The sequence below is a fragment of the Streptomyces sp. NRRL F-525 genome (genome assembly GCF_000716605.1).
GTDB lineage: Bacteria > Actinomycetota > Actinomycetes > Streptomycetales > Streptomycetaceae > Streptomyces.
Genome location: NZ_JNXE01000072.1, coordinates 1 through 17,993, shown reverse-complemented (window position 1 = coordinate 17,993; position 17,993 = coordinate 1). Strand labels below are relative to the sequence as shown.

Annotated in this window: 17 protein-coding genes; 5 read left to right on the top strand and 12 right to left on the bottom strand. The window is 70.6% G+C overall.

Annotated features, from left to right (window positions below; all coding sequences use genetic code 11):
- The first annotated feature begins 557 nt into the window (after positions 1 to 557).
- Positions 558 to 1,166, top strand: coding sequence for an RNA-binding S4 domain-containing protein (locus OO69_RS47215; RefSeq protein ID WP_033287225.1), 609 nt, complete (start codon positions 558 to 560; stop codon positions 1,164 to 1,166).
- An 86-nt stretch (positions 1,167 to 1,252) separates the two neighbouring features.
- Here the strand turns inward: OO69_RS47215 and OO69_RS47210 are convergent, their stop codons facing one another.
- From OO69_RS47210 to OO69_RS47200, 3 genes are all read right to left on the bottom strand, one after another.
- Positions 1,253 to 1,699, bottom strand: coding sequence for a DoxX family protein (locus tag OO69_RS47210; RefSeq protein WP_033287224.1), 447 nt, complete (start codon positions 1,697 to 1,699; stop codon positions 1,253 to 1,255).
- A 94-nt stretch (positions 1,700 to 1,793) separates the two neighbouring features.
- Positions 1,794 to 2,489, bottom strand: a complete 696-nt coding sequence (locus OO69_RS47205) for a class I SAM-dependent methyltransferase (protein ID WP_033287223.1) — start codon at positions 2,487 to 2,489, stop codon at positions 1,794 to 1,796.
- Positions 2,490 to 2,630: 141 nt separating this feature from the next.
- A complete protein-coding gene (locus OO69_RS47200; protein WP_033287222.1) occupies positions 2,631 to 3,545 on the bottom strand; it encodes an acyltransferase domain-containing protein in 915 nt (304 codons plus the stop codon).
- 90 nt (positions 3,546 to 3,635) lie between these two features.
- On the opposite strand from OO69_RS47200, the gene OO69_RS47195 reads away from it, so the two are divergent.
- Positions 3,636 to 3,902, top strand: a complete 267-nt coding sequence (locus OO69_RS47195) for a DUF6343 family protein (RefSeq protein WP_033287227.1) — start codon at positions 3,636 to 3,638, stop codon at positions 3,900 to 3,902.
- 30 nt (positions 3,903 to 3,932) lie between these two features.
- Here the strand turns inward: OO69_RS47195 and OO69_RS47190 are convergent, their stop codons facing one another.
- The 5 genes from OO69_RS47190 to rpsA form a co-directional block, all read right to left on the bottom strand.
- The gene (locus OO69_RS47190; protein ID WP_033287221.1) at positions 3,933 to 4,313 is read right to left on the bottom strand and encodes a tetratricopeptide repeat protein; all 381 of its coding nucleotides are present in this window, start codon (positions 4,311 to 4,313) and stop codon (positions 3,933 to 3,935) included.
- A gap of 50 nt (positions 4,314 to 4,363) precedes the next feature.
- The gene (gene coaE, locus OO69_RS47185; RefSeq protein ID WP_033287220.1) at positions 4,364 to 4,984 is read right to left on the bottom strand and encodes a dephospho-CoA kinase; all 621 of its coding nucleotides are present in this window, start codon (positions 4,982 to 4,984) and stop codon (positions 4,364 to 4,366) included.
- Between the two features lie 63 nt (positions 4,985 to 5,047).
- Complete coding sequence (locus OO69_RS47180; RefSeq protein WP_033287219.1) at positions 5,048 to 5,986, bottom strand: PAC2 family protein; 939 nt, start codon at positions 5,984 to 5,986, stop codon at positions 5,048 to 5,050.
- A 135-nt stretch (positions 5,987 to 6,121) separates the two neighbouring features.
- Positions 6,122 to 7,648 (bottom strand): flavin monoamine oxidase family protein, encoded by a 1,527-nt coding sequence (locus OO69_RS47175; protein WP_199811169.1) that lies wholly within the window; start codon positions 7,646 to 7,648, stop codon positions 6,122 to 6,124.
- Positions 7,649 to 7,961: 313 nt separating this feature from the next.
- The gene (gene rpsA, locus OO69_RS47170) at positions 7,962 to 9,473 is read right to left on the bottom strand and encodes a 30S ribosomal protein S1 (RefSeq protein ID WP_019065294.1); all 1,512 of its coding nucleotides are present in this window, start codon (positions 9,471 to 9,473) and stop codon (positions 7,962 to 7,964) included.
- A 391-nt stretch (positions 9,474 to 9,864) separates the two neighbouring features.
- Between rpsA and OO69_RS47165 the strand changes: the two genes are divergently transcribed.
- On the top strand, positions 9,865 to 10,680 hold the full coding sequence (locus OO69_RS47165) for a class I SAM-dependent methyltransferase (protein ID WP_106971246.1): 816 nt from the start codon (positions 9,865 to 9,867) through the stop codon (positions 10,678 to 10,680).
- 74 nt (positions 10,681 to 10,754) lie between these two features.
- Entirely contained in the window at positions 10,755 to 13,274 is a 2,520-nt protein-coding gene (gene hrpB, locus OO69_RS47160; protein WP_033287216.1) for an ATP-dependent helicase HrpB, read from the top strand.
- On the opposite strand, the gene OO69_RS47155 is transcribed toward hrpB, so the two are convergent.
- The 3 genes from OO69_RS47155 to OO69_RS47150 form a co-directional block, all read right to left on the bottom strand.
- Entirely contained in the window at positions 13,264 to 14,256 is a 993-nt protein-coding gene (locus OO69_RS47155) for a DUF3068 domain-containing protein (protein WP_033287215.1), read from the bottom strand. The two genes, hrpB and OO69_RS47155, sit on opposite strands and share 11 nt — an antisense overlap.
- A 41-nt stretch (positions 14,257 to 14,297) precedes the next feature.
- Positions 14,298 to 14,432 carry an SPW_0924 family protein gene (locus OO69_RS51755; protein ID WP_106437209.1) on the bottom strand — a complete coding sequence of 45 codons (135 nt, stop codon included), beginning with the start codon at positions 14,430 to 14,432 and terminating at the stop codon, positions 14,298 to 14,300.
- A 204-nt stretch (positions 14,433 to 14,636) separates the two neighbouring features.
- The gene (locus OO69_RS47150) at positions 14,637 to 16,364 is read right to left on the bottom strand and encodes a lytic transglycosylase domain-containing protein (RefSeq protein WP_033287214.1); all 1,728 of its coding nucleotides are present in this window, start codon (positions 16,362 to 16,364) and stop codon (positions 14,637 to 14,639) included.
- A 262-nt stretch (positions 16,365 to 16,626) separates the two neighbouring features.
- On the opposite strand from OO69_RS47150, the gene OO69_RS47145 reads away from it, so the two are divergent.
- Positions 16,627 to 17,490, top strand: coding sequence for a DUF4184 family protein (locus OO69_RS47145; RefSeq protein ID WP_033287213.1), 864 nt, complete (start codon positions 16,627 to 16,629; stop codon positions 17,488 to 17,490).
- Between the two features lie 38 nt (positions 17,491 to 17,528).
- On the opposite strand, the gene OO69_RS47140 is transcribed toward OO69_RS47145, so the two are convergent.
- The gene (locus OO69_RS47140; RefSeq protein ID WP_051801836.1) at positions 17,529 to 17,918 is read right to left on the bottom strand and encodes a hypothetical protein; all 390 of its coding nucleotides are present in this window, start codon (positions 17,916 to 17,918) and stop codon (positions 17,529 to 17,531) included.
- Between the last annotated feature and the right edge of the window lie 75 nt (positions 17,919 to 17,993).

The following is a 17,993-nucleotide window of genomic DNA, read 5'->3' as shown; positions in this document are numbered from 1 at the left end:
GGGGTTCCAGGGGCGCGGGCCTCGGGCCTGCGCCGGGGAGACTAGTGCCGGGCGGGGTGAGACCGCAGGTCGGGGGCGGGAGACCGCGGGTTGGGGGTTGGGGGGTTGGGGGCCGCGGGGTGGGGGGCGAGGCCACGGGCCCGGGGAGGGAGCGAGGCCGGAGCCGGATCTCAGTGCCGGGGGCCAAGGCCGAGGGTCGGAGACGAGTAGCACGCCGGGCACGGGCCGGGCTGGACCCGGGACGGAACCGAAGCTGGGGCCAGGGCCGGAGCCGCAGCCGCGTGGTCACAGGCCAGGACTACTAGGACTGCCAGGACCAGCCCCGGGCCGGAGCCGAGGCTGGAGCCAGGGCCAGAACCGGAGCGACAGTCGTGGCCACACACCAAGACTGGACCCGCGCCGGAACCAAGACTGGAGCCAGGACCGGAACCGAAGCCGCAACCCTGGCCACACACCGGAGCCGGAGCCCGCAGGCCCGGCGTAGCCAGGAGCCCCGTGTTCAGGTCGGCGGCCGAAACCCGCCGGAGCCGTTCGCCTCGGGGTACTAAAGTCGGGGCATGGCTTCCGAGGGTGCGGACGAGACCGACGGCGACAACGGAACCGGCGCGACCACCACGAGCCGGAACACCGACGCGCCCCAGAGCCCTGCGGCTGAGCCGCACAGCGATGCCGTGGCCGCGGCCAAGGCCGCCGGTCCCGCGAACGGTGCGAGCGTCCGCGTCGACAGCTGGATCTGGTCCGTCCGTCTGGTCAAGACCCGTTCCATGGGCGCCGCCGCCTGCAAGGGCGGCCACGTCCGTGTCAACGGTGAGCGGGTGAAGCCCGCCCACTCCGTCCACGTCGGCGACGAGGTGCGCCTCCGTCACGAGGGCCGCGAGCGCGTCGTCATCGTGAAGCAGGTCATCCGCAAACGGGTCGGCCCTCCGGTCGCCGTCCAGTGCTACGTGGACAACTCCCCGCCGCCCCCGCCCCGCGAGGCCGTCGCCCCGGCCGGCATCCGCGACCGCGGCACCGGCCGCCCCACCAAGCGCGACCGCCGCGACCTGGAACGCCTGCGCGGCCTCCCCGGCGCCGCCCCCGACCCCACCGCCGCTCCCGACACCCACCGGGACCGGGACACCCGTCGAGACGCACGCCGCAGTACCCGACGCGACCCGCAACGGTGACGTCCGGCCCAGGCCCCTCGGCCCACCGGACGCCACCGTCACCCTGCGCTCAGCCATAGCCATAGCCATAGCTGTGGCTGTACGGATCACGCCCGCCGTCGTACCACCCGCAGCAACTCCGCGTTCTGCCCCCGCCGTGCCCAGGCGATCAGGGCGAGCGGAATGATCAGGATCAACGGTGTCGCCGCGTTCACACCGTGGAACACGGTCATCTGGACGACGAACGCACCCACCATCAGCGCGCTGAGCGCCGTCGCCGCCACCGACTGCAGCAGCGGGACCAACAGCCCGACGGCTCCGGCCAGTTCGAGCGCGCCGATCGTGTACATGGCCCCGCTGCCCCAGCCGATCTTGTCGAAGGACTCCACGGCCGACGAGTTCGCGATCAGCTTGGGCAGCGCACTCGCGACGCCGTAGAACAGGGCGATCAGCACCTGGAGGGCACGCAGCGCGATCCGGGCACGGCGACCGCGCGTGGTCGCGGACTCGGCGACGACGGTGCGGGAGGTGGCGGAAGCGACGGTCTCGGACATGAGGTTCTCCTGTGGGAAGCGGTCCGTGTTGCTGTCACAGAGGTAGACCGACCCTCGCCCTCGAACTCATCGCCACCGAAAGAGACTTCCTCCGCTAGTCCGCCGGCGTCGCAGCCACCGGCACCGCCCTCACCCATATCCGGTCCGGCGTCAGATAGCTGTCCACTCTCAGTCCCGCCTCCGCCAGCGCCTCCTCGAACTGGTCCTTCGTGAGCGGCCGGGACAGGAACGTCTGGGTCCAGACCGCGTCCGGGAACACATACTCCGCACGCACCGAGTCGACCCCGTCCCCGACCGGCTCCGCCGACACCATCCGCACGGTGAAGCCACTGGGATCGATCCGCTCGCGCGGCAGGTTCGTGTGGTAGTCCTCGCCCTCCCGCTGGATCAGCACGCAGCCGCCCGGCGCGACATGCCGTACGCAGGTCCGCAACAGTCCGCGCCGCACCTCGGCGTCCCCGGCGTGCACCAGGAACGACGCGAGCATCACCACGTCGAAGGTCTCGCCCAGATCGAGGTTCTCGATCGGGCTGCATATCGTGCGCGCGCCCTTGACCCGCTCCAGCATCTCGGCGGATTCGTCGACTGCCGTGACCGTGAACCCGCGCTCCAGGAGGGGGTGGGTCATCCGCCCCACCCCGCTGCCCAGCTCCAGGATCCGCGCACCCGCCGGCACAGCCGCAGCGATGATCTCCGGCTCCTGACCGATCGACAGCCGCGAGTACAGCTCGACCGCGCAGCCGTCCGGGGTGATCGCCCCGGGTCCTGTCCCCTCGTATCCCTCACGCATTTCGATTCGCATGCCCGTCCAACGGACCACGTCCGCACACCCGTTCCCGACTCGCACTGATTCACCCGTACGAGTCAATTCCCTTCAGAGAAGCAACGGTTGGTCAGAAAGGCAGCTGTGGGGGCCGAAGCCGAGCCGGGATCAGAGCGGAAACCACCCGTGCCCGATGTACCAGTTCCCACCCGCCCGCAGATGATCCCCGACGGCCCGCTCCACGGACGTGCGCCGCGGCAGGCTCTCCACCGCCAGTTCGGGATGCCCGAACACGAACTGCACCGGCTCGGTGTCGGCCGGCTCCGTGTCCTCGCGGATCACCCGGAACCGTTCCTGGAAGCGGACGATGTTGGACTCGGCCGGGAGGTACCGCTTCAACTGCGGGTCGAGCAGCCAGGAGTGGCAGATCGCGACCTCGTGACGCTCCTCGGGAAAGTGCCGGGCGAAGAACGCGCGGGCCAGCTCCAGCGAGCGCTCGCACGCGGCCGGGGTGAGCGGCCCGGAGAAGTCGGGGATGTGCAGGTTCAGGCAGGGCACCCCGGGCGCCGCGTCCAGCCCGGCCGCCGTGAGCGCCTGCGCACTGCGCTCACCGAGCCGCGCCCGCTCGAACTGCAGCCGCCCCAGCTGGTACAGCTCACCGCGGAAGTGCGGGACGAGCCACTGCGGGAACGGCAGCCCCGGCCCGCCGAACCGCTTGTGGTGCACCGCGATGTTGCGTCCCAGGTCGGCGAGGGTGCGCCGGGAGACGTCGGCGGGGATGCCGCGTTCGCGGTGGTACGCGCGCGTGGCGGGCAGCGCGGCGACGAACACGTACACGGGGAAGTAGCCGCCGATCTCGGGCGGGGCCTCGGGCAGCCGGGCCAGGAGCAGCTCGGTGAGCCGGGTCCAGTGACCGTGCTCCCCGATGTCCTTGATCAGCTCGCCGACGCACTCCTCCAGGAGCCGCGTCGCGTCGGTGTCCCGCGTCAACACCCGGCGCAGTCGCACCAGTTCGTTGATGTCCTCATGGGGTACGGCGAGGTCGAGCAGGACCTCGGGCAGTTCGTCGGCGTCCGGCAGCACGATGCGCTTCCCCTCCCTGTGGAGCCTTGTGGAGCCCTGTGGAGAACGTCCGAGCCGAAGAGTACGTTGCAAGGAGGAGTAGTGATCCCGATGCGTACAGGCAGTGAGCCGACGACCGCGCGCAGTCCGCTGCGGACGCGGTTCTGGCTGAGCGTCTGGGGGCTGGTCTGGACGATCTTCGGCACGGTCGCGTTCGCGCTCGCCGGCCGCCCCGGGTGGGCGGCGGCCTGCGCGGTGCTGTGGCTGATCGTCACGATCGACATGACCATGATCCTCAGACACATGCGCCAGGGCCCGCACTACCAGCCGGGCCCGGACGTCCCGCCGTACCGGCCGCCGGAGCACCGCCACCCCTGACGTGCGCGAGCGCGCTCTACGGGCGTGCGCCTACTCCTCGAACCGGGCCGCCTTCAGGTACTGCGGTTTCGGATCGAGCGCGGCGGCCAGCCGGAAGTGGCGTTTGGCCTGGTCGGCGCGGCCCTGTCGCTCGTAGGTGCGGGCGAGCGCGAAGTGCGCGAAGGCGTTGTCCGGCTCGCGCTCCAGGACGATGGTGAACTCCAGCTCGGCCGGTCGCAGTTGCGCGGCCGCGAAGAAGGCACGCGCGCGCAGCAGGCGCGCGGCGGTGTTCTCCGGGTGCGCGTCGATGACGCGGTCGAGCAGCTTCACCGCGCCCCGCGGGTCCCGCGCGTCGAGCAGTTGCTCGGCGGCGCGGAAGTCGATGACATGCGTCTCCGGAGTACGTCCGGTCGTTCCGCTGTTCTCGGGCACGGCAAAGTCCTTCCCTCACTCGGACGTTTCAACGCCCGCGGAAAGGGCCGCTATTCCTGAGGGGGCTGCTGGGGCGCGCGCGCCCTGCGCACGAGTTCGGCCCATACGTCCCGCACGCGCCGCTCCAGCGCCTCCAGGGGTACGTCGTTGTCGATGACGATGTCGGCGATGGCGAGCCGCTTCTCGCGCGTCGCCTGGGCGGCCATACGCGCGCGTGCGTCGTCCTCGGTCATCCCGCGCAGCCTGACCAGCCGGTCGAGCTGGGTCTCGGGGCTCGCGTCGACGACGATCACCAGGTCGTACAGCGCGGTGAGGGCGTTCTCGGCGAGGAGGGGGACGTCGTGGATCACTACGGAGTCGTCGGCCGCGGCCGATTCGAGCTCGCGGGACCGCCTGCCGACCAGGGGGTGCACGATCTCGTTGAGCACGGCCAGCTTCTCGGGGTCGGCGAAGACGATGGAGCCCAGCTTCGGCCGGTCCAGGGCGCCGTCCTCGCCGAGCACGTCCTCCCCGAAGGCCTCGACGACCGCCGCGAGCCCCGGAGTTCCGGGCGCGACCACCTCGCGCGCGATGCGGTCGGCGTCGATCAGCACGGCGCCGTGCCCCACGAGCAGCCGCGACACTTCACTCTTACCGGCACCGATGCCCCCGGTGAGGCCGACCTTCAGCATGGACCGAAGCCTACGGCCTGTCACTGACAGGGCACGCGGTGACCGGCGGCAACCGCCCTCGCCCTAGTTGTCGCCCTCGCGCTCCGCCAGGAAGCGCTCGAACTCCTGCCCGATCTCGTCCGCCGAGGGGATCTCGACGGGCTCGGCGAGCATGTTGCCGCGGCTCTCGGCGCCCGCGGCGGCGTCGTACTGGTGCTCCAGGCCCTGGACGAGCGCCACGAGCTCCTCGTCGCCCTCCTGGATCTGCCGGTCGATCTCGGTCTGGGTGCGGTGGGCCTCGGTGCGCAGGGAGTGCGCGATGCCCGGGAGGACCAGTCCGGTGCCCGCCGTGATGGCCTCCAGGACGGTCAGGGCCGCGTCCGGGTAGGGCGAGCGGGCGATGTAGTGCGGGACGTGTGCGGCGACGCCCAGGACGTCGTGACCGGCCTCCATGAGGCGGTACTCGACGAGCGCCTCGGCGCTACCGGGGACCTGCGCCTCGTCGAAGGGGCTGCGGTGCCCGGGGACGAGGTCGTTGCGGTTGCCGTGCGGGGTGACGCCGACGGGCCGGGTGTGCGGGACGCCCATGGGGATGCCGTGGAAGTTCACGGACAGCCGGACGCCGAGCCGCTCCACGATCTGCTGGACGGCCGCGGCGAAGCGCTCCCACTCGACGTCCGGCTCGGGGCCGGAGAGGAGCAGGAAGGGGGCTCCGGTGGCGTCCTGGACCAGTCGTACGTCCAGGGTGGGCTCTTCGTAGTCGGTCCAGCGGTCCCGCTTGAAGGTGAGCAGCGGGCGGCGGGCGCGGTAGTCGACGAGCCGGTCGTGGTCGAAGCTGGCCACGAGCTGGTGGGGCAATGTATCGAGCAGACGTTCGACGATCTGGTCGCCGGTCTCGCCCGCGTCGATGTATCCGTCGAAGTGGTAGAGCATGACAAGACCGGCCGACTCCTGTGCGAGCGCCATGTCGACGACTGCCAGGCCCTTCGGCTCCCATGCGTACAAACCCTGCGGATCAAGCACAGTGACCGCTCCTCCTCGTGTTCGTACTGCACAACGCCCTCCAGGGCATGGGCATTCCCGCCCATGCCCCTGATCAGGCACCTCTTACGGGCTTTTCATGCACCGCTCCCCTGTGTCACCAGGTGGGCGTCCACGTCACGAGGACAGCACGCGCGCGTGGAGTGCGGTCACGGCCTTGCGGGCGGAGGAGAACGCGCCGTGCTGCCAGGCGTCGGTGTAGCTGAGCCAGTCGCCGGCGAAGTAGACGCGTCCGGTGGGGTCGTTGAGCGGCTTGTAGCGGGCGTCGTCGGGGCCACCGGGGGTGTCGTGCCACGCGGCCTCCAGGTGGGGCGTCTGACGCCAGTGGTGGGAGAAGGACGAGGCCAGCTCGCTGCGGTACTTCTCGCCGTAGATCTTCACGCCCACGGCCACCGCCCGCTCTTCCCGCCCCTTGGGGGTGAGCTTCGCGTAGGAGTCCGCGTCGTCGTCGTAGTTGTAGTACCCGATCAGGACGCCCCGCTCACCGTGGAAGCCGTAAGAAGGGTGCCAGATGTGGGTGACGTCCTGGTCGGTCTCGGTGATACCGCCGTAGATCCGGTGATCCAGCTCCCACCAACGGGACTTGTACTCCAGGCCGATCTTCGCGGCGGACGACGGGGTGATCGCCTCCAGCGCGGTCTGGACGCCGGTGCCGAGGTTGTGCGGGATCTTGGAGAGGATGTTGGGCGGCAGGGCGCCGACGCAGTAGTCGGCCTCGATCACCTTCGTACGGCCGCCCTGGGTGTAGGTGACGGAAATGCCACTCCCCTTGTCGGTGATTTTCGAGACGGCCGCTCCCGTACGGATGCGGTGCGCGCCGATCGCCCGGGTGAGGGCCTTGGGTATCTGGTCCATGCCGCCGACCGGCTGGAACATCAACATGGCCTGGTCGAAGCCGAATTCGAAGGAGAAGTAGCGGCCGACACCGCTGGCGAACACCTCGGAGGCGCTGGGCACGTCCCCGAGCAGCACACCAGGGGTGCCCGCGGCGGCCGGAACGGTCGAGTACCCGCGGAAGTCACCACCTTCATAGGTCAGTTTGTCCCCGAGCTCTCCCCAGCCCTTGAGGAACTCGACGAGCCTCTCCTGGTCGGTGGCGGTCAACTCCTTGTCCAGGGCGCCCTTGTCGGTGGCCTTGGCGAGCAACTCCGAGACATAGCCGTAGACATCGGCCTTGGCGGTGCGGTAGCGCTCGGGCTTGGTCATGCCGGTGGACTCGTTGTAGATGTACGCGTCCGCGTTGACGTTGGTGAACACCTGGATGGGGACGCCGAGTTCACGGCAGTAGTCGAGGGTGACCATCCACTGCGGGATCCGCGCGGGGCCGCAGTTCATGTAGTGGCCGTCGGCGAAACGGGCGGTCTGCCGGTTGCCGTACAGGTCGGTCGTCGTGTCCCCGCCCCGGACGGTGAAGTTACGGCCGCCGGTACGGTCCCTGGCCTCCAGGATCGTACAGTCGTAGCCGGCCTTGCCCAGTTCGTACGCCGTGGTCAGTCCGGCGATGCCACCACCGACGATCACGACCTTCGCAGCGCCGCGTCCGGTGAGATGGAAGTCGCTCGCGCTCAGCGCACGGAAGGGCTGCTCCCGCTGGGCGGCCTGCGCGGTGGGGGCGAGTCCGAGGGCCCCCATGGTGGCGAACATCGTGCCCGCGCCACCGGTGAGACCCACGTTCCGCAGAAAAGCACGTCGGCTCTGGTTACTTGCCATGGTCCGGCTCCCCTTTCCGATCATGAATGACCGAGGAAGCCTCCCAACACCCAGTTACGGCCCGGCAGTTACTGATGTATCCCGCACGTTTCTACAAAGTCGAGGGAAACCCAGGCAGGGGCGCGGGGAACTGCGCGACCAGCCACGACGGACCCGCAGCCGCATTACGACCGGCGACGCACACGACTGAGGGACCGCACCCCGAAAGGTACGGCCCCTCAATCAAGAGCTACAGCTCAGTGGGCGTTCAGCTCTGCCCACCCGCCAGCTTCTCACGCAGCGCGGCAAGCGCCTCGTCGGACGCCAGCGCACCGGAGGTGTCCGCACCCTCGGAGGAGTACGAACCGCCGCCGCCGCCACCACCGGCCGCGGCCGGAGCCGCACCCGCCGTGTCGACGCCCTCGGCCGCCGCCTGGGCGTCGGCCTCGCGGGACTTGATGACCTGCGCCTGGTGCTGCTCGAAGCGCTGCTGCGCCTCGGCGTACTGGGTCTCCCACACCTCACGCTGGGACTCGAAGCCCTCGAGCCAGTCGTTGGTCTCGGGGTCGAAGCCCTCGGGGTAGATGTAGTTGCCCTGGTCGTCGTACGACGCGGCCATGCCGTACAGCGTCGGGTCGAAGTCGACCGTCGCCGGGTCGGCACCGAAGGCCTCGTTGGCCTGCTTCAGCGAGAGGCTGATGCGACGGCGCTCGAGGTCGATGTCGATGACCTTGACGAAGATCTCGTCGTTGACCTGGACGACCTGCTCCGGGATCTCCACGTGGCGCTCGGCCAGCTCGGAGATGTGCACCAGACCCTCGATGCCCTCGTCCACGCGGACGAACGCACCGAACGGAACCAGCTTCGTGACCTTTCCGGGCACGACCTGGCCGATCTGGTGGGTGCGGGCGAACTGCTGCCACGGGTCTTCCTGGGTCGCCTTCAGCGACAGGGAGACGCGCTCGCGGTCCATGTCCACGTCGAGGACCTCGACGGTGACTTCCTGGCCGACCTCGACAACCTCGGAGGGGTGGTCGATGTGCTTCCAGGACAGCTCGGAGACGTGGACCAGACCGTCGACGCCACCCAGGTCCACGAAGGCACCGAAGTTGACGATCGAGGAAACCACGCCGGAGCGGACCTGACCCTTCTGGAGGGTCGTGAGGAACGTCTGGCGGACCTCGGACTGGGTCTGCTCCAGCCAGGCACGGCGGGACAGGACCACGTTGTTGCGGTTCTTGTCCAGCTCGATGATCTTGGCCTCGAGCTCCTTGCCCACGTAGGGCTGGAGGTCGCGGACACGGCGCATCTCGACGAGAGAAGCCGGCAGGAAGCCACGGAGGCCGATGTCGAGGATGAGTCCACCCTTGACGACCTCGATGACGGTACCGGTGACGATGCCGTCCTCTTCCTTGATCTTCTCGATGGTGCCCCAGGCGCGCTCGTACTGGGCGCGCTTCTTCGAGAGGATCAGGCGGCCTTCCTTGTCCTCCTTCTGGAGAACAAGGGCTTCGATCTCGTCGCCGACCTTGACGACCTCGTTCGGGTCGACGTCGTGCTTGATCGAGAGCTCGCGGCTCGGGATGACACCTTCGGTCTTGTAACCGATGTCGAGCAGGACCTCGTCCCGGTCGACCTTCACGATGACGCCGTCGACGATGTCGCCGTCGTTGAAGTACTTGATCGTCTCGTCGATCGCGGCGAGGAAGGCTTCCTCGTTACCGATGTCGTTGACCGCTACCTGCGGGGTGGTGGCGGTGGTCTCGGTGCTGCTCGTCATGTGGGAAAGGGCTCCGGTACGGACATTGAAGTCGTAGGTACTGCTCACGCCGAGAGCCTTTTTCGCTTCGCTCTGCAGAAGGCCGGACAGCCAAGGAAGCGCCGATCCGGAACACCAGGTGTCCGGTGGCGCCTCGAAAACCGAGGGGACATACATACAGATGCGAGCGCAACCTGCTACGTCTGAGGTGCGCAGGCCCGCAGCGCAACTTGTAGCATACGGGGGCAGCCAGGCAGGGTCAATGCGCGAAGGCGCACACCCGGGGCGGATCGCCGCATACCCGGCACAAAACGTGTCCCGCGAGGCCACGCAGGCCTGAACCACCCCTTCAGTGACGCCGCCGGGGACAGCCGCACCGTAGAGGTGACGGAAGAGTACGACGAGGGAGCCGATCATCCAAGAGCCCGATGCGTTCGAGCCGGAAGCCACCCGACGTGACGCCGACGTCACCGAGAGTTCCCGGGCCAACCGGGGCTGGTGGGACCGGAACGCGGACGACTACCAGGTCGAGCACGGCACGTTCCTCGGCGACGACCGCTTCGTGTGGGGCCCGGAGGGCCTCGACGAGGTGGAGGCCGAACTCCTCGGCCCGCCCGAGGAACTGAAGGGCAAGGACGTCCTGGAGATCGGCGCCGGCGCGGCCCAGTGCTCGCGCTGGCTGACCGCCCAGGGTGCCCGCCCGGTCGCCCTGGACCTCTCCCACCGCCAGCTCCAGCACGCGCTGCGGATCGGCGGATCGTTCCCTCTGGTGTGCGCCGACGCCGGCGCGCTGCCCTTCGCGGACGAGTCCTTCGACCTGGCCTGCTCGGCGTACGGGGCACTGCCGTTCGTCGCCGACCCGGTGCTGGTGCTGCGCGAGGTGCGCCGGGTGCTGCGGCCCGGCGGCCGGTTCGTCTTCTCGACCACGCACCCGATCCGCTGGGCCTTCCCCGACGAACCGGGCCCAGAAGGCCTGACGGTCTCCGCCTCCTACTTCGACCGCACGCCGTACGTCGAGCAGGCCGACGACGGCAGCGCGGTCTACGTGGAGCACCACCGCACCCTCGGTGACCGCGTCCGGGACATCGTGGCGGCGGACCTGCGCCTGGTGGACCTGGTCGAGCCGGAGTGGCCGTCCTGGAACACGGCCGAGTGGGGCGGCTGGTCGCCCCTGCGCGGCAACCTGATCCCCGGGACGACGATCTTCGTGTGCGAACGCGACCGGTAGAACCACTCAGGGGCTGACGGAACGCGGGCACGCGCGCGTAGAGGTCGTTTCGCACGGCGTACGACACTGGGGTCGTGATCCGCTACGACGCCCTCGACGCGCTGCCCGTCCGCAGTGCCCTGCCCGGACTCGACGCCGCCCTGGAGGCGGGCGGTGCGGCCGTGCTCGTCGCGCCGCCCGGCACCGGCAAGACGACGCTGGTGCCGCTCGCGCTGGCCGGGCTGCTCGGCGAGGGGAACGAGGGGCCCGCGCGGCGGGTGGTCGTCGCCGAACCGCGGCGGATCGCGGCGCGGGCGGCGGCCCGGCGTATGGCGTGGCTGCTGGGCGAGAAGGTCGGCGAGAGCGTCGGCTACACCGTGCGCGGCGAGCGGGTCGTCGGACGGCACGCACGCGTGGAGGTCGTCACGACCGGCGTGCTGCTCCAACGGCTGCAGCGCGACCAGGAGTTGGCGGGCGTCGACGCCGTGATCCTGGACGAGTGCCACGAGCGGCACCTGGACGCGGACACGGTGGCCGCCTTCCTGATCGACGTACGGGAGGCCCTGCGGCCCGAGTTGCGGCTGGTCGCGGCCTCGGCGACCACCGACGCGCAGGGCTGGGCCCGGCTGTTGGGCGATGCGCCGGTGGTCGAGGCGGAGGGTGTCGCGTACCCGGTGGAGGTCCTCTGGACGCCTCCGGTACGTCCCGTACGGCCTCCCCACGGGATGCGCGTGGACCCGGCGCTGCTCACGCACGTGGCGTCGACGGTACGGCGGGCGCTGGGCGAGCGGGACGGGGACGTGCTGTGCTTTCTGCCGGGCGTGGGGGAAATCGCGCGCGTGGCCGGGCAGTTGGGCGACCTGGGCGGGGCCGAGGTGCTCCAGGTGCACGGGCGGGCACCGGCCGCCGTGCAGGACGCGGTGCTGTCCCCCGGGGCGCGGCGGCGGGTCGTGCTCGCGACGTCCGTGGCGGAGTCCTCGCTGACGATTCCCGGTGTACGGGTGGTCGTCGACTCGGGGTTGGCGCGGGAGCCGCGGGTCGATCACGCGCGCGGGCTGAGCGCGTTGGCGACGGTACGGGCGTCGCAGGCTGCCGGGCGGCAGCGGGCGGGGCGGGCCGGGCGTGAGGCGCCGGGGGCGGTGTACCGGTGCTGGGCCGAGGCCGAGGATTCCCGTCTGCCGCGGTTTCCGGCGCCGGAGATCAAGGTGGCCGATCTGACGGCGTTCGCCCTGCAGGCGGCGTGCTGGGGGGATCCTGGGGCGTCGGGGCTGGCGCTGCTGGACGCCCCTCCCTCCGGGGCGATGGCGGCGGCGCGGGGTGTGTTGGCCGCCGTGGGTGCCGTCGACCCGGGTGGGCGGGCCACGGCTCGGGGGGTGCAGTTGGCCCGGCTGGGGCTCCATCCCCGGCTGGGGCGGGCCCTGTTGGACTCGGGTCCGGCCGGCGCCGAGGTTGTCGCGCTGCTCAGTGAGGAGGCGCCGCGGGCTTACGGGGATGATCTTGCCGGGGCTTTGCGGAGTGCTCGGCGTGGAGGGGACGCCTATGCCGGGCGGTGGCGTGCGGAAGTTCGGCGGCTGCGGGCCGTGGGAGGGGAGATTTCCCGCCCGCCGACCCGTTACGCCCCTCAAGAAGTGGACGTCACAAGCGATGACCGTGCCGTCGGACTCGTCGCCGCCCTCGCCTACCCCGAACGCGTCGCCAAAGCCGACGGAGGCTCCTACCTCCTCGTCTCCGGCACCCGTGCCGAAGTCGGCGAAGCCAGTGCCCTGCGCGGGGCGCCCTGGATCGCCGTCGCCGTGGCCGACCGCCCCATCGGCAAGGGGCACGCACGCGTGCAGCTCGGGGCCGTGGTCGACGAGGACATCGCCCGGTTCGCGGCCGGGGCGCTGCTCAGCGAGGTGGACGAGGTCCACTGGGCCGGCGGCGATGTCGTGGCGCGGCGCGTCGAGCGGCTCGGGGCCGTCGAGTTGGCGGTGCGGCCTCTGAAGAACGCCGACCCCGTTGCCGTACGGGAGGCGCTGGTCGACGGGCTGCGGCAGGAAGGGTTCGGGCTGTTGCGGTGGTCCGACGATGCTCAAGTGGTGCGGCAGCGGCTGGCGTTCCTGCATCTCAATGTCGGGGAGCCCTGGCCCGATGTGTCCGACGATGCGCTCCACGCGCGTGTGGACGAGTGGTTGGAGCCGGAGTTGGGGCGGGCTCGGCGTCGGGGGGATCTGGGACGGATCGACGCGGGGCAGGGGCTGCGGCGGTTGTTGCCGTGGGCCTCGGGGGACGCGGGGCGGTTGGACGAGTTGGCTCCGGAGCGGTTTCTCGTGCCGAGCGGGTCCAGGATCCGGATCGACTACGGGAACCCTGAACAGCCCGTGCTCGCCGTCAAGTTGCAGGAGATGTTCGGGCTTCACGAGTCGCCGAGCGTCGCCGGGGTGCCCGTGCTCGTGCATCTCCTCTCCCCCGCCGGGCGGCCCGCCGCCGTCACCGCCGATCTCGCGTCCTTCTGGAAGGACGGCTACAAGGGCGTGCGGGCCGAGTTGCGGGGCCGGTATCCGAAGCATCCGTGGCCGGAGGATCCGGCCGCCGCCGAGGCCACGCGGTTCACCAACGCGCGGCTCAGGCGGTGACCGGTTCCGGTTCGTGGACCTCGGTGGGGGCGGGGTCTCCGGGGCGCCTGCCGCGGGCCTCCAGGTAGAGGGAGAGGGCCAGCAGGAGCAGGCCGAGGGTCAGGAAGCCCCAGGGGAGGTAGGAGACCATCAGCAGGACGAGGGTGCGGTTGGACTTCACCAGGGCGACGGTGTGCTTGATGTAGTCCTCGCGCATCTTCACGTCACCGGCGAACGCCGTCACCTTGTCCCGGCCCCCCAGGAGGGTGCCGCCGCGCAGTTCCTCCTTGTGGATCTCCTCGCCGTAGACCGGTGCTCCGGTGACCGGTTCGACCCAGAACCTGCGGACCGTGGTGTACCAGCGGGTGGTGCCCGTCTTGGCGACGGACTCCGGGGTGATGCCCTTCACGGGCATCGTCTTCGGGAAGGGGACCTTGGTCCAGGGGATGGTCTGCTCGAAGTAGTAGACCTTGACGCCGCGGAAGTTCTGGGTGCCCTTGTAGTGGATGGGGTTGGTGGTGCGGGTCTGCGCGTCGAAGTACTCGTAGTCCCGTTTCTGCGTCAGGAACGGCCACTTGAACTCGATGCCGTCCCGTTTCACCGGGTCGCCGTCGACCATCTCGCCGGTGGCGTGGACGGGGTCCTGGGTGTGCGCGTCGAAGATGTAGCGCTCGGGGATGGAGGAGACCATCTTGCCGTCGGGGCCCTGGACGTAGGACAGGCCGTCCCAGACGACGACGTCCCGGCCGGCCGTCCTGTCGATCTTCTTCGCGGCCTCCACGTTGCCCTTGAGGGTCTGCACGATGGTGACCTTGGGGACCGTCTTGGCCTGCATGGTGCCGTAGTCGAGGAGGGTGGCGTTCTTCGCCTCCAGGACCATGTCCTGGTACTGGTTCGCCGGGATCTTGGCCAGGCGCGGGAAGGCGTACCAGCGCATCAGCGGGGACAGCGCCGTGAAGAACACGGCGAGGGCGAGCAGGATCAGGCTGGCCTTGCGGCGCATCTCGGCCTCCATCCCAGGGAGTTAAACGCTTGCGCAAGCGTTTACGGGTGCGCGGGCACCGTCGTCAGCAGCGGTTTCGGGGAGGTCTTGCCCATCGGCGAGCCCATCGCGGTGATGGTCAGGACCAGCGCGAACGCGAGCACGAGTCCGGTCGCGGCGGCGATCAGGGCACGCATGCCAGCCTCCCGACAGACAGAAACCGAATGGATTCAGCAACTGATTCAGAGACTGATTCAGGAACTGATAGGTCGTCAGGTCCGGCACCGTAGCAACGCGCGGGCGAGATGAGAACACGTTGCACACGCACGACGTACGGACACGACGAAGGCGCCCACCCGCCGAAGCGGAGGGCGCCCTCTTCCTACGGTCGTGCGGCCGGACTACGCGCTCGGTGACGCGGACGGGCTCGGGCTCGCGCTCGGGCTGGACGACGAGGTGTCGGCCGCCGCCACGGTCAGTTCGACCGTGAGGGTCGCGCCGCCCGTGGTGGTGATGCGGAGCAGGAAGGTGCCGGTGGTGTCGTCCGCGTACAGCTTCGGCAGCTTCAGGAGGCCGTCGGCGTCCGTGGCCAGGCCCGTGAGGGTGCGTACGGTCTTGCCGTCCGCGTCCTTGAAGTAGGGGCCCTTGTCGTTCTCGGTGGCGTCGTCGGCGGCCTTGATGAGGGTCGCGGTGGCGGCGACCTTGTCGGCGACCGCGCCGTTCTCCGTGGCCTTCACCTCGGCCTGGTCGGCGAACTCGCCGCCCGGGGTGCAGGTCAGCGCCGCGGTGCTGGTGCGGACCAGGGTGTCGGCGACGCGGGGCGTGACGCCGGCCGCGTAGTCGAGACCGGCGATCGTACGGCCGACGACGGTCGCGCGGACGGTGAAGTCACCGGTGGTCTCGCCGGCTTGGAGGGCCGGGGCGACGGCCACACCGGAGGCGTTGGTGGTGACCGTGGCGACCTTCTCGCCGCCGGTGAACGTGGCGTCGGTGGTCCCGACGATCGTGAACCGGATCCTGACCTTGGCGACGGTCTTGCCCGCCGAGGTCTGGGCCTTGGTGCTGATCCTCTTGCTGAACTGGTCGCCCGCGACCGCCGTGAGCTTCGCCGTACCCGCGTCCGCGAGCTTGGCCACCGTGTCGGTGGGCGTGGGAGTGGGCGTCGGGGTCGGGCTGGCCGGCGCGGACGGGCTGGTGGTGCCGCCCGGCTTGCTCGGAGTCGGGTCGGGGGTCGACGGGGCGCTCGGAGTCGACGACGAGGGCGAAGTCGTAGGAGTCGAAGGGGAGTTGTCGTCGCTGCGGCCCGACGGAACCGTGCCCGTGCCGTCCGGGACCGAGTGGGTGCCCTTGCGGTAGTACTCCAGCCAGGACAGGACCGTGTTCAGGTAGTCCGTCGAGTTGTTGTAGCTGAGGATCGCGCTGCGCAGGCCCGCGTCGGTCGACAGGTTCCAGTCGTTGCGGCACAGGTAGTGGCCGGCGGCGAGTGCGGCGTCGTAGACGTTGTTGGGGTCCTTGACCCCGTCGCCGTTGCCGTCGCGTCCCGCCCAGGCCCAGGTGGACGGGATGAACTGCATGGGTCCGACGGCCTGGTCGTACGTGCTGTTGCCGTCGTACAGACCGTGGTCGGTGTCCTTGATGAGCGCGAAGCCGTTGCCGTCGAGCGCGGGGCCCAGGATCTTGGAGGTCGTGGTGCCGTCCGCGTCGACCTGGCCGCCGCGGGCCTGGCCGGACTCCACCTTGCCGATGGCGGCGAGGAGTTGCCAGGGCAGGTTGCAGCCGGGCTTGGAGGAGGCGAGTTCGGTCTCGGCCTTCTTGTAGGCGTCGAGGATCGTCGCCGGGATGCCGGCCTCGGCCTCGCCCACCGAGACCGGGGTCCCTATGGACGGCGACTGGCTGGCGCTCGGGCTCGGATTGGGGCTGCTCAGGGGCGGGAGGTCCGTGTAGTACGGCGAGTCTCCGGTGGCGCTGTGGTCGGTGCTCCCGTCGGGCGTCGCCTGGCCGGTGGCGAGCGTTCTGTGGCTGCCGGTCACCGCCGGAGCCTGGGACGCGGACAGTGCCGCGACCGCTGCCGCGGCCACCGCCGTCGTCGCCGCACCCTTGCGCAGCCGCCTGCCGAAATGCGCCGTCATGGAGTGAACCCCTCCCAGGGACGCCCGAGCGCCCGTCTTTGTCTGTTGCCTCTGCGCCTGTTGTGACGGTCGACCCGCCCCGCAGGTTGCCCTCGTGGTGCTTTTCGGATGGTGTGTACTTCTGTTCCGGTGCCTCCGCCCGCCCGTGCTCCCCTGCGCGGGGACCCAGGCGACCCTACGACAACTTGCTTTGCACGGGCACCCGTTCGTGACCGTTATTCACCGCTTGGCCATATGCCGATGTCTCCTACGGGGAGCCCCGTTGCCGTTCACCTTGAGTCATGCCGCCGCCGTACTGCCCGCCGTGCGCGGCGACGGACGGGGGCGCGGGCGTCTCGTACCGGCGGTGCTGGTGGCGGGTTCCTTCGCCCCCGACATGACGTACTACGCGGCGAGTGCGGTCCCCGGGGCGATGGAGTTCGGTGAGGTCACGCACTCCTTCCCGGGCGTCTTCACGGTCGACGTCGCGATCACCTGGGCCACGGTCGCCCTGTGGCTGCTGCTGCGCGAACCCCTGGTGGCCCTGCTCCCGCGCGCCCGCCAGGCCCGGACGGCGACCCTGTTGCGCTGCGGCACTCCACGCGCGCGTGCGACCCCGTCGCTGGTCGCCTGGTGGTACGTCTCGGCGGTCCTCGGCGGCCTGACCCACGTCGTGTGGGACGCGTTCACGCACCACGACCGGTGGGGCGTACGCCTGTTCCCCGTCCTCGACCGGGAGGTGGGCGGCAGGCCGCTGTTCTCGGCGCTGCAGTACGGCAGTTCGGCGGTCGGCGCGCTGCTGATCACCGCGTTCGTGGTGCGTGCGCTACGACAGGTTCCGGCCACCCAGCCGGTGGGGGTGCCCGAGCTGTCGGTACGGGACCGCTGGGCGGCCGGACTCGTCCTGGCCGCCTGCGCCCTGACCGCGGCGGCGGAACGGGCGTCGACCTGGTGGGCCTACTGGGGTTCGACGGCGACCCCCTGGGACCTGATCCCGACCCTGTGCTTCGGCGCGGGCGCGGGGCTGGTGCTGGGCGTGCTGCTGTACGCGGCCGGCGTCCGCGTGTGGCGCCCGGCGGCCGCAGGGGGGTCTGCCGGCTCGGCCGAGGTCAGCGCGGGGCGGGACCGTAGCGCCGGCTCGCGCTGAGCATGGTCAGGGGCGGTGGAGGGCCGAGGGGGACTCGGTCACGCCGAGCCGCCCGGCGGGGGCGCGATGAACACCGTCATGGTGTGCGCGGAGGGTGACCTCGGGAGCCGGGTGAGGACGAGGTCCAGGTAGCCGCGCCCCAGGTCGGCCCAGAGCCGCCACACAGGGGTGCCGGTGGGAGTGATGGCGGGTCCCTGCGGATGTCTGGCCTGTTCCCGGGGGTCTACGGCGGTGTCGTCCCGGAACGTGAGGCGTCGCCGGAGTCCTGCGGCCGTGTGCTGGACGGCCATCGCGAGGTCGGCGGGGATGCGGGCGGTGCTTGCGCCGGCCGAGAGGGCCGGGACCGGCGGGCGGCGCGCACCGTGCGCGGCAGCGTCGCCCGCTGCCCGCACCTGGGCCGTCCGGCGGTGGAGCGTGCGTATACCCATGCCCGCATCCTTACGGTCGGCGGGGGCGGGGGGCGCTTCCGGCGGGGCCACGCGGGTGACGGGCCCTCCGGGGGT

Bases quoted from the DNA above. Each gene is read 5' to 3' on its own strand.
- OO69_RS47175 (WP_199811169.1), bottom strand. From the start codon at position 7,648: ATGTTCGCCACCATGGGGGCCCTCGGACTCGCCCCCACCGCGCAGGCC.
- OO69_RS47155 (WP_033287215.1), bottom strand. From the start codon at position 14,256: ATGCGCCGCAAGGCCAGCCTGATCCTGCTCGCCCTCGCCGTGTTCTTC.
- OO69_RS47140 (WP_051801836.1), bottom strand. From the start codon at position 17,918: ATGGGTATACGCACGCTCCACCGCCGGACGGCCCAGGTGCGGGCAGCG.
- OO69_RS47215 (WP_033287225.1), top strand. From the start codon at position 558: ATGGCTTCCGAGGGTGCGGACGAGACCGACGGCGACAACGGAACCGGC.
- OO69_RS47205 (WP_033287223.1), bottom strand. From the start codon at position 2,489: ATGCGTGAGGGATACGAGGGGACAGGACCCGGGGCGATCACCCCGGAC.
- rpsA (WP_019065294.1), bottom strand. From the start codon at position 9,473: ATGACGAGCAGCACCGAGACCACCGCCACCACCCCGCAGGTAGCGGTC.
- OO69_RS47210 (WP_033287224.1), bottom strand. From the start codon at position 1,699: ATGTCCGAGACCGTCGCTTCCGCCACCTCCCGCACCGTCGTCGCCGAG.
- OO69_RS51755 (WP_106437209.1), bottom strand. From the start codon at position 14,432: ATGCGTGCCCTGATCGCCGCCGCGACCGGACTCGTGCTCGCGTTCGCG.
- OO69_RS47150 (WP_033287214.1), bottom strand. From the start codon at position 16,364: ATGACGGCGCATTTCGGCAGGCGGCTGCGCAAGGGTGCGGCGACGACG.
- coaE (WP_033287220.1), bottom strand. From the start codon at position 4,984: ATGCTGAAGGTCGGCCTCACCGGGGGCATCGGTGCCGGTAAGAGTGAA.
- OO69_RS47195 (WP_033287227.1), top strand. From the start codon at position 3,636: ATGCGTACAGGCAGTGAGCCGACGACCGCGCGCAGTCCGCTGCGGACG.